Annotated in this window: 6 protein-coding genes, 23 tRNA genes and 1 rRNA gene; all 30 read left to right on the top strand. The window is 50.6% G+C overall.

The window, feature by feature from the left end:
- Positions 1-7 precede the first annotated feature (7 nt).
- The 30 genes from rrf (at position 8) to AAA927_RS12420 (ending at position 9,367) form a co-directional block, all read left to right on the top strand.
- Positions 8-124: ribosomal RNA gene (gene rrf / locus AAA927_RS12565) — 5S ribosomal RNA — on the top strand.
- A gap of 6 nt (positions 125-130) precedes the next feature.
- A tRNA-Val gene (locus tag AAA927_RS12560) sits at positions 131-203 on the top strand.
- A gap of 28 nt (positions 204-231) precedes the next feature.
- Positions 232-303: transfer RNA gene (locus AAA927_RS12555), tRNA-Gly, on the top strand.
- Positions 304-333: 30 nt separating this feature from the next.
- Positions 334-407 (top strand) — tRNA-Arg (locus AAA927_RS12550).
- A 4-nt stretch (positions 408-411) separates the two neighbouring features.
- A tRNA-Pro gene (locus tag AAA927_RS12545) sits at positions 412-485 on the top strand.
- A 27-nt stretch (positions 486-512) separates the two neighbouring features.
- Positions 513-586, top strand: a tRNA-Met gene (locus AAA927_RS12540).
- A gap of 7 nt (positions 587-593) precedes the next feature.
- A tRNA-Ile gene (locus tag AAA927_RS12535) sits at positions 594-667 on the top strand.
- Positions 668-713: 46 nt separating this feature from the next.
- A tRNA-Met gene (locus AAA927_RS12530) sits at positions 714-787 on the top strand.
- 2 nt (positions 788-789) lie between these two features.
- Positions 790-863, top strand: a tRNA-Asp gene (locus tag AAA927_RS12525).
- A 5-nt stretch (positions 864-868) separates the two neighbouring features.
- A tRNA-Phe gene (locus tag AAA927_RS12520) sits at positions 869-941 on the top strand.
- A 12-nt stretch (positions 942-953) separates the two neighbouring features.
- Positions 954-1,024 (top strand) — tRNA-Gly (locus tag AAA927_RS12515).
- 13 nt (positions 1,025-1,037) lie between these two features.
- Positions 1,038-1,111: transfer RNA gene (locus AAA927_RS12510), tRNA-Ile, on the top strand.
- 40 nt (positions 1,112-1,151) lie between these two features.
- A tRNA-Ser gene (locus AAA927_RS12505) sits at positions 1,152-1,239 on the top strand.
- A gap of 7 nt (positions 1,240-1,246) precedes the next feature.
- Positions 1,247-1,318: transfer RNA gene (locus AAA927_RS12500), tRNA-Glu, on the top strand.
- Between the two features lie 16 nt (positions 1,319-1,334).
- Positions 1,335-1,422, top strand: a tRNA-Ser gene (locus AAA927_RS12495).
- Between the two features lie 11 nt (positions 1,423-1,433).
- Positions 1,434-1,507 (top strand) — tRNA-Met (locus AAA927_RS12490).
- A gap of 18 nt (positions 1,508-1,525) precedes the next feature.
- Positions 1,526-1,599 (top strand) — tRNA-Asp (locus AAA927_RS12485).
- A gap of 5 nt (positions 1,600-1,604) precedes the next feature.
- Positions 1,605-1,677 (top strand) — tRNA-Phe (locus tag AAA927_RS12480).
- A gap of 6 nt (positions 1,678-1,683) precedes the next feature.
- Positions 1,684-1,764 (top strand) — tRNA-Tyr (locus tag AAA927_RS12475).
- Between the two features lie 5 nt (positions 1,765-1,769).
- Positions 1,770-1,840: transfer RNA gene (locus AAA927_RS12470), tRNA-Trp, on the top strand.
- Positions 1,841-1,854: 14 nt separating this feature from the next.
- Positions 1,855-1,927 (top strand) — tRNA-His (locus tag AAA927_RS12465).
- 6 nt (positions 1,928-1,933) lie between these two features.
- Positions 1,934-2,005, top strand: a tRNA-Gln gene (locus AAA927_RS12460).
- A gap of 20 nt (positions 2,006-2,025) precedes the next feature.
- A tRNA-Cys gene (locus AAA927_RS12455) sits at positions 2,026-2,097 on the top strand.
- A gap of 40 nt (positions 2,098-2,137) precedes the next feature.
- Positions 2,138-2,221, top strand: a tRNA-Leu gene (locus AAA927_RS12450).
- 634 nt (positions 2,222-2,855) lie between these two features.
- On the top strand, positions 2,856-4,049 hold the full coding sequence (locus AAA927_RS12445) for a glycosyltransferase family 4 protein (protein ID WP_338218118.1): 1,194 nt from the start codon (positions 2,856-2,858) through the stop codon (positions 4,047-4,049).
- 2 nt (positions 4,050-4,051) lie between these two features.
- Positions 4,052-5,095, top strand: a complete 1,044-nt coding sequence (locus AAA927_RS12440) for a glycosyltransferase family 4 protein (RefSeq protein ID WP_338218117.1) — start codon at positions 4,052-4,054, stop codon at positions 5,093-5,095.
- Positions 5,082-6,128, top strand: coding sequence for a lysylphosphatidylglycerol synthase transmembrane domain-containing protein (locus AAA927_RS12435; RefSeq protein WP_338218116.1), 1,047 nt, complete (start codon positions 5,082-5,084; stop codon positions 6,126-6,128). Before AAA927_RS12440 ends, AAA927_RS12435 begins: the two co-directional genes overlap by 14 nt.
- A 62-nt stretch (positions 6,129-6,190) precedes the next feature.
- Positions 6,191-6,433 carry a YkuJ family protein gene (locus AAA927_RS12430; protein WP_125583002.1) on the top strand — a complete coding sequence of 81 codons (243 nt, stop codon included), beginning with the start codon at positions 6,191-6,193 and terminating at the stop codon, positions 6,431-6,433.
- 174 nt (positions 6,434-6,607) lie between these two features.
- Entirely contained in the window at positions 6,608-8,764 is a 2,157-nt protein-coding gene (locus tag AAA927_RS12425) for an LTA synthase family protein (RefSeq protein ID WP_338218115.1), read from the top strand.
- A 150-nt stretch (positions 8,765-8,914) separates the two neighbouring features.
- The gene (locus AAA927_RS12420; RefSeq protein ID WP_204119879.1) at positions 8,915-9,367 is read left to right on the top strand and encodes a Fur family transcriptional regulator; all 453 of its coding nucleotides are present in this window, start codon (positions 8,915-8,917) and stop codon (positions 9,365-9,367) included.
- Positions 9,368-9,759 lie beyond the last annotated feature (392 nt).

Below are 9,759 nucleotides of genomic sequence, written 5' to 3'. Positions count from 1 at the left end.
TATGAAGTGCGGTGGCGATAGCGAGAAGGATACACCTGTTCCCATGCCGAACACAGAAGTTAAGCTTCTCTACGCCGAGAGTAGTTGGTGGGTGACTGCCTGCGAGGGTAGGAAGCTGCCGCGCTTTTATGGAGGATTAGCTCAGTTGGGAGAGCGTCTGCCTTACAAGCAGAGGGTCACAGGTTCGAGCCCTGTATCCTCCATTGAACCGGGAGGTTCATCCAGTTCTATGCGGAAGTAGTTCAGTGGTAGAACGCCACCTTGCCATGGTGGAGGTCGCGGGTTCGAATCCCGTCTTCCGCTTGTTGCAGCGATGCAACAACATCTAAATATGCACCCATAGCGCAATTGGATAGAGTGTCTGACTACGAATCAGAAGGTTGTAGGTTCGACTCCTACTGGGTGCATTATCGGGAAATAGCTCAGCTTGGTAGAGCACCTGGTTTGGGACCAGGGGGTCGCAGGTTCGAATCCTGTTTTCCCGATTGGGCAGTGATGCCTACGATTTATTTCGCGGTGTAGCTCAGCTGGCTAGAGCGTCCGGTTCATACCCGGGAGGTCGAGGGTTCGATCCCCCCCGCCGCGATCGACCTGGACCTTTAGCTCAGTTGGTTAGAGCAGACGGCTCATAACCGTTCGGTCGTAGGTTCGAGTCCTACAAGGTCCATGGGGCATTTGCCTCAGGCCCATTAATTTAATAAACATACCGTTATCGCGGGATAGAGCAGTCTGGTAGCTCGTCGGGCTCATAACCCGGAGGTCGTTGGTTCAAATCCAGCTCCCGCAATTGGTTCCATGGTCTAGTTGGTTAGGACGCCTGCCTGTCACGCAGGAGATCACGAGTTCGAGTCTCGTTGGAACCGGTGTCGGCTCGGTAGCTCAGTTGGTAGAGCAATGGATTGAAGCTCCATGTGTCGGCAGTTCGATTCTGTCCCGCGCCATTGTGACGGCATGCGGGTGTAGTTTAGTGGTAAAACCACAGCCTTCCAAGCTGTTGTCGCGAGTTCGATTCTCGTCACCCGCTGGATCGATAATTTGGGCCTATAGCTCAGCTGGTTAGAGCGCACGCCTGATAAGCGTGAGGTCGATGGTTCAAGTCCATTTAGGCCCATTGCGGCAAAAGCTTGCTGCAACAATTGAACATTTAATATGGAGAAGTACTCAAGTGGCTGAAGAGGCGCCCCTGCTAAGGGTGTAGGTCGGGAAACTGGCGCGAGGGTTCAAATCCCTCCTTCTCCGTATGTATGGCCCGTTGGTCAAGTGGTTAAGACACCGCCCTTTCACGGCGGTAACATGGGTTCAAATCCCGTACGGGTCAGTAGCGATAAGGCTATGGAGAATTACCCAAGTGGCTGAAGGGGACGGTCTTGAAAACCGTTAGGTGGGTCAAACCACGCGAGGGTTCGAATCCCTCATTCTCCTTTTCACATTATCGCGGGATAGAGCAGTCTGGTAGCTCGTCGGGCTCATAACCCGGAGGTCGTTGGTTCAAATCCAGCTCCCGCAATTACAATTGAATATTGTTGGTTCCATGGTCTAGTTGGTTAGGACGCCTGCCTGTCACGCAGGAGATCACGAGTTCGAGTCTCGTTGGAACCGTTAATGGCTCGGTAGCTCAGTTGGTAGAGCAATGGATTGAAGCTCCATGTGTCGGCGGTTCGATTCCGTCCCGCGCCATTTTATGGAGGATTAGCGAAGAGGCTAAACGCGACGGACTGTAAATCCGTTCCTTCGGGTTCCTAGGTTCGAATCCTAGATCCTCCATTTATAGGGATATAGTTTAAAGGTAGAACTACGGTCTCCAAAACCGTCAGTGTGGGTTCAATTCCTACTATCCCTGCTTTTAATGGTATGGCGGTATTGGTGAAGTGGTTAACACACTGGTTTGTGGATCCAGCATACGTGGGTTCGATTCCCACATACCGCCCTTTACTGGGGTATAGCCAAGTGGTAAGGCAACGGACTTTGACTCCGTCATGCGCTGGTTCGAATCCAGCTACCCCAATTGCTGTAAAAAGCACTCCTGGCGGTGTAGCCAAGTGGTAAGGCAAAGGTCTGCAAAACCTATATGCGTCGGTTCAAATCCGATCACCGCCTTTCTTGGATAGTTGCCAAGAGATAATTGAATATCCTTTATGCCGGCGTGGCGGAATTGGCAGACGCGCCAGACTCAAAATCTGGTTCCAGCAATGGAGTATCGGTTCGACCCCGATCGCCGGTAGTAATGACCCTGAATAAGGGTCTTTTTTGTGTCAAAAGGCTGACGATGGTGAGCTGGAAACTCGGGCTCTGCCTCAAGGCGAGTGAATCGGCCTCAAATCAACCCTAATCTTTACACAATCGCCGCGAACTTTTTACGCCTTGGTCGCTTAATCTTTACGCCCGACTCTTATGCTTAAATCGTAGCAGTAGCGAGGCAAGATACTTGCAGATTACCGAGATGCTGCTGATAATAACGCCACTAGGAAGGCTTGGACAGGTGGCGCGCAAAATGAGTCAGGTAAAAGCAGCATAATCCGCGAGAAGGCGATGCCATGATGATCAGATGGGGGATTGGACTGACTCTGCTAGCCATCACCGGCTGGGCGATGAATGGTCGCGCCAGTATGCTGATGCAGCGGTATGGTCAGGAGACTGGTAAGTGGCTGAAGTGAGCTGATGGGAGAGCGGTCCAAGTGACCGTTCTTTTTTTGTTTAAAATTGAGGTGACAGTTCTGTTATGTAAATTTCAGTCTTTAGGTCGAGCGGTTTCAGTAAGGTTTCTGTTAAAATAGGAGTATTGATAGCGTGAAAATTGAAATGGGGCCGCGTTGTCGTATACTGGAAACCAAGAGCTAGCGTTTGGAGGCAGTTAGATGAATATTGGCATTTTTACGGATACCTATTTTCCGCAGGTCAGTGGCGTCGCGACCTCGATCAAAACGCTCAAAGATGACTTAGAGCGGAAAGGCAATTCCGTTTATATCTTCACCACGACAGATCCCCATGTGCCGGATGACGCGGTGGAGCCCAACGTGTTTCGCTTTACTAGCGTGCCATTCGTGTCTTTCACTGATCGGCGTGTGGCAGTGCGTGGTATGTTTCATGCTTACCATGTGGCCAAGGAGCTGAATTTGGATATTGTCCATACCCAAACCGAGTTCTCGATGGGGTATATCGGTAAATTCGTGGCCCGACAGCTCAAGGTGCCGACCGTCCATACTTATCACACGATGTATGAAAGTTACTTGCACTACATTATGAATGGTCACTTGCTGCGGCCTTACCATGTGAAGCAGTTTATGCGGGCGTATTTGTACCATGTCACGGCGGTGATTACGCCTTCGGATCGCGCGGAAGAAAGCTTGCAGCGCTACGGGGTGAAACAGCCCATTACGGTCATTCCGACCGGCGTCGACTTGACTCAGTTCAAAGCGGCTAAAAATCCAAAGTTGCGGGAGCAATTGGGCCTCGCTGATGTGCCAGTGTTACTGTCACTGTCGCGTGTGGCTTATGAAAAACGCATCGACAAGGTGATTGATGCCATGCCGGCCATTGTGGAAGCTTGCCCAGAAGTGGTACTGCTGGTGGTTGGCGATGGGCCAGCACGGGAGGATTTGGAAAAACAGACCCGTGAGCTGCAGATGCAAGATCACGTCCGCTTCATCGGCGAAGTGGATCACAGCGAAGTGCCAGATTACTACCGTGCCGCAGATATTTTTGTTTCGGCCAGCGATTCGGAATCGCAAGGCTTAACTTATATCGAGGCGCTGGCGGCGGGCCGCAAAGTGGTCGCCTTTGCCGGGGAATATACCAACTCGCTGTTGGACGACCCGGCGATTGGCACAACCTTTACCGTCCAATCAGAGCTGGTGCATCAAGTGGTCAATTATCTCAAGCATCCGGGGGCTTTCGATGATCCGGCGCCACGTGAAGTGAAGCTGCGTGCCATTTCTGCGGATTTGTTCGGCGATCGGGTGCTGAAAGTGTACCAAGATGCCACTCGCCGCTTCCAGGATGAGCAAGCGCTGCGCGATGAGGCGCTTGACGATTCGACCTTGAAAGGATAGTTATGCTCGACATTCACATGTTTTCCTCTGCGGATAAAGTCGCAGGGCAAGGGGTCGGTGCGGTGTATACCGAACTGGTCGCCTTACTGAAGAAGTATTTCCCGACGGAATTCAACGTTAAGATCAACGATTATTCTGCGAGTCAAATTAGCCATTATCATACGATTGATCCGAAATTCTATGCGTCCACCTTCAGCAAGCGCCGCGGCCGTAAAATTGGCTTTGTCCACTTTCTGCCAGATACGCTGGATCAAAGCTTGCGCCTGCCAGGCGTGGCACGCTGGACCTTGGACCATTACACGGTGGCCTATTACAAGCGGATGGACAGTTTGGTGGTAGTGAACCCGAACTTTATCCCTAAGCTGGCGGCGTATGGCATCGATCCGCGCAAAGTGACGTACATTCCTAACTTTGTGTCGCGGGAAACCTTCTATCCAGCCACGGCTGAGGAAAAACAGATGTTGCGGCAAAAGCATGGGGTACCGCAGGACCGCTTCGTGGTGTTCGGCGCCGGCCAGGTGCAAGATCGCAAAGGCGTGGATGATTTTATCCGGTTGGCCAAACGCAATCCGGGGATGACCTTCATTTGGGCGGGCGGGTTTTCATTTGGCATGATCACCAATGGCTATGATCATCTTAAAGGTGAGGTGGAAAACGCACCGGCCAACCTGACGTTCACTGGGATTGTGCCGCGGGAAGAAATGGTGGATTACTACAATATCGCCGATGTCTTCTTGCTACCTTCTTTCGAGGAACTGTTTCCGATGTCAGTGCTGGAAGCCTTCTCCACGGAAACGCCAGTGATGGTGCGCGATTTGGCGCTATATGATCAGATTATCGAACCGTATGCGGTGATGGCCAAAGACGGCGATGCCATGAATACCAAGTTGCGCCAGCTGCAAGCTGACGCCAACTTGCGCCAAACGTACACGGAAAAGGCCCAGCAGGCGGCGGCAGAATATTCGGAAGCGCGGCTGGCCCGCGTGTGGCATCGCTTTTACCTTAAGCAAGCCGCTTTAGGTGAGGCGCAGCATGAGTCGCACTAATAAAATTGCAGCAGCGGTGATGGTGCTACTTGGGCTGGGGATTTTTGCGTTTGAAATGCGTAATTTGAACCTGCAGGTGGTCTGGCACACGCTGATGTCGCTGAACTTATGGTGGCTAGCAGCGGCTTTGGCGGTGATGATTGGCTCTTGGGTGGTGGAAAGCTTTGTTGTGCGGATGTTCGTGGAGCATGAAGGCGAGCGCCTGAGCTTCAAAGCGGCGTTTCGCGTGCCGCTGGTCGAGCAGCTGTTCAACAACATCACGCCTTTTGCTTCAGGTGGCCAACCGGCGCAACTGGTGGCGCTGATGCAAGCCGGGGTGGAAGCTGGCCGGGCCAGTTCGGTGCTGTTGATGAAGTTCGTGGTGTACCAGTTCATGGTGCTGCTGAATTTTGTCATCACCTTGGTGTTTGGCTTTCACCAACTGGCCACGCGCTTTGGGCCGCTGGCGCTGTTGATCGTGTTTGCCTTCGTCATTCATATCACGGTGATTGTTGGCTTGCTGCTGGTGATGTATCAGTACAAGTTCACCAAGAAAATGGTGGCGCTGTTAATCAAGCTCGCCGGCGTGTTCGTCAAACCGGCGCGTCAGCAGCAGTGGCAGCACACCATGGATCAAAAAATCGATAGCTTTTACGCCGAAAGCCTGCATCTCAAGCAAAACCGCGGCAAAGTCTACAAAGCGGCACTACTCACTTTTGTCCAGTTGCTGCTGTATTATTCGGTGCCGTATTTCGTCCTTCGCAGCTTTGGGTTGGCCCATCTGAGTCTGATCGAAGTCATGATTTTGCATGTGATGATTGTGATGATTGTGTCGCTGTTTCCCATTCCTGGTGGGACCGGCGGGGCGGAATATAGCTTTAAAACGCTATTTGCCGCTTACGTGCCGGTAGCATCGCAGCTGGTGCTGACCATGCTGCTGTGGCGGTTTTTGACGTATTACCTGGGGATGCTGATGGGCGGTTTGGCCCTTGGCGTCACGCCTGGGCGCATGGCGCAAACCTTGCCGCCGGAAAAAAATGAGCCATCCGCGTAATTTCATCGTCACACACGCGGATTCTATGGTACGCTATCACAGAACAAGAAAGGGGCCGCTTCATGAAAAGCTCACAGTTAGTTGCGATTATCAAACGCTTGGAAGCCATGCAAGAAGGCGCAGATGACGAGGTTCAATCCCGCCGCTTTGAAAAAGACGGCGTCGAAAAAGGTGAAGTCACCTTTGACCCGAAGACTGAGACTTACACTTTGGAAGAAGTTGTCAGCCATCAGCAATTTGAATTTGATGACATCGACCTGGCCGCAATGGAGATTTACGATCTGCTCGACGATTCAGAAGACTAATACGTTCTGCGCCGAGGCTACACCTTGAGGGTGTGGTCTTTTTTATTACCTTTAAGATGTGCTTAAACCCCGGTCAAAACCGGGGCTTAAAATTGTCTTTTTTAAGCCATTTGTGTAGACTTACGATTGTGTTTAGATGACGTTAATATGTGTAATTAGTAGTGGAGGATCAGTATGAAGCAAATCGGCAGTAAAATTCAGGGGTTTTTCAATTCCCGGCTAGGATTTTTCCTGCTCGCCGTGACGCTGTTTTGGGCGAAAACCTATTGGGCGTATAACACAAAATTCAACCTGGGCGTCAAAGGCGGCATGCAGCAACTGCTGCTGGCCCTCAACCCGCTGCCGACCACGATTCTGCTGTTCGGGCTGGCTTTGTATGTCAGTGGGCGCAAGTCCTATGTGTTGATGTTGATTGTGGATTTGCTGACGTCAATTTGGCTGTTTGCTAATGTCCTTTACTATCGCGAATTTTCGGATTTCATGACCTTTGCGCTGATTCGCAATTCCGGCACCATTGCCAATAACCTGGGGACCGGGGTCGCGGGGATTATGCAGCCAAGTGACTGGCTGGTGTTCCTGGATGTAATCATCTTGGTGATCTTGCTGGCCACCCGGGTCATCAAAGTCAGCATCAAGCCGATCAAAAAGCGGTTTGCCTTGGGCGTGACGGTGCTAGCCGTGTTCATGTTCGGCGCGAATTTGTCCATGGCTTACTCTGACCGCTCAGGCCTGCTGACCCGGATGTTCGATAATAACTATATTGTGAAATACTTAGGCCTGAATGCCTATACCGTGGTGGATGGCGTCAAAACCGCCCAGACCTCGGCGGAGAAGGCCAACGCGAAAGCCAGTGATCTTGATTCCGTTTTGGCTTACGTCAAAAATCATCAAGTGGCCAAGAACGTGAATTACTATGGCACCGCCAAAGGCAAGAACGTTTTTGTGATTCACTTGGAGTCGTTGCAGCAGTTCATGATTGATTTTAAGTGGGACGGCCAAGAAGTAACGCCGAACCTCAACAAGATTTATCATGAAAATAATACCCTCAGTTTCGACAACTTCTTCAACCAGGTAGGGCAAGGGAAGACCTCCGACGCCGAACTGATGCTGGAAACCTCGCTGTTCGGCCTGCAAGAAGGCTCCGCGATGCAAATCGACGGCACCTCGAACACTTTCCAGGCGGCGCCGGCCATTTTGGCTCAGCAAGGCGGCTACACCAGCGCGGTTGCGCATGGGGATGTGCCAAGTTATTGGAATCGTGATAACACCTACAAGTCTTGGGGCTACGATTACTTCTTCTCCAAGAGCTATTTCCCGAAAGTCAAAGACTATGATGTTGGCTATGGGATCAAAGACAAGATCTTCATGAAGGATTCGGCGGAATATGCCCAGCAGCTGCCGCAGCCATTTTACATGAAGCTCATCACCGTCACGAACCATTTCCCATACACTTTGGATAAGAAGAACCAAACCATCAGCAAAACCGATACTGGCGACAAGACGGTCGATGGCTATGTCCAAACGGCCAAGTACTTGGATCAATCCATCGGTGAGTTTATGAGCTGGCTGCAAAAGACCGGCCTCGATAAAACCTCGATGGTGGTCTTTTACGGTGACCACTATGGGATTTCGGATAACCACAAGAAGGCCATGGCCAAACTGACCGGGATTGAAGGATTCAATGATTACAACAACGCCATGTATCAGCGGGTGCCATTCATGATTCACATGGATGGGCTGAAAGGCGGCATTGACCACACTTATGGTGGGGAAATCGACGTGTTGCCGACGTTGCTGCACTTGCTCGGCATTGATACGTCGAATTATGTCATGATGGGCAATGACCTGCTTTCACCGGAGCACGACCAGACCGTGGCCTTCCGGAATGGCGATTGGGTCACACCGACCATCACCAAGGTGGGCAGTGAGTACTTTAATACCACCTCTGGGAAGCGACTGGAGAACCTCACCAAGGCGCAAAAGCAGGTGATCAACACCGCCACCAACCGGGTGACAACGGAACTGTCCTTATCGGATCGGGTCATCAATGGTGACTTGCTGCGGTTCTACACGCCGGCTGGGTTTAAGAAAGTGAATAAGGCGGACTACAGTTACAACCTGAAGAAAGCCCAAGAGCAGCTGAAGGCGGCACAAAAGAGTGGCACCAGCTTGCAGGCCAAGAATAATGGCAAGTCGTTGCTTGATCTTTACGTGACCGATGCACCAGAGCTGCAGGCAAATGCCGATAGTAGCGCCAGTAGCAGTGAGAGCAGTAGCAGCACCAGCAATTCATCTAGTAGCAGCACTGCTAGTTCCAGTAGTAATAAGTAAGATTGGCTGAAAATTGATTCGCTTAGAATCTGGGGTAAGCATACCGCCAGATTCTTTTTTTGGCCTAAGGGTTCACTTCCTATTTGCAAGTAGTTGTGGTTTAGCTTATTCTAGCCTTAGGAAGAACTATTCTAATGTAGGTGATGAAAAATGCAAGAAACGGTCTATCATCAAACTATCGCTCGCTTGCGAGCGAACAAAATTAGGGTGACGCCACAGCGCGACGCGATCATTAAGTATTTGATTGCCAGCGAAGCGCACCCGACAGCGGAAATGATTTTCGCCGCCTTGTCACCGGAGTTTCCTCATATGAGTGTCGCGACGGTGTATAACAACCTTAAGTTGCTGGCCGATCTGCACCTGATTGAAGAAATGAATGTCGGCGACCCCGCGACGCATTTTGATTTCGCGTTAGAGCCGCACTACCATGTGATTTGTCGCAATTGCGGCAAAATTGTCGACTTCAGCTATGATCAGTTGACGGATGTCGAAGCAGTGGCCGCTAAAAAGACCGGCTTTTTGGTGGATGGTCACCACCTTGAGGTCTATGGTTTATGCCCTGACTGTCAAATCAAGCTGGGAAAGGTCCCAGCAAGTAAATAATGGCTTGACAGCCAGTCGAAATCCGAACGGGGATGGTTTATAATTATCCCTTGTTCGGATTTTTTATTTACCTGAGATTTATGCGATTTTTGGTTGACGATTGCAGGCTAGAGCTGGTAAGATACTTGTTGTTGTCAAAACGGCAAACGCAATTGCTTCGCCGACAGATGCTTGGAAGACGAATAATTATTCATTTCATGACATTTTAATTTGACAAGCAAAAAGCCATAAGATATACTGTTAAAGTTGTCTTTTGGACACAGTGGTCCTTTGAAAACTGAACAAAGTTTCGTAAATGTGATAGGGCTTTTCGATGTAAATCGAAGAGAATTAAACATGAGCGAAGTCAATTCGCAAACAACAAATCGAGCTATTCAAATAACTCATTATAT

This window comes from Lacticaseibacillus salsurivasis (assembly GCF_036246225.1).
GTDB classification, from domain to species: Bacteria; Bacillota; Bacilli; order Lactobacillales; family Lactobacillaceae; genus Lacticaseibacillus; species Lacticaseibacillus salsurivasis.
Note: the sequence above shows the minus strand (reverse complement) of the source record. Positions and strands in the feature narration are given on the sequence as shown.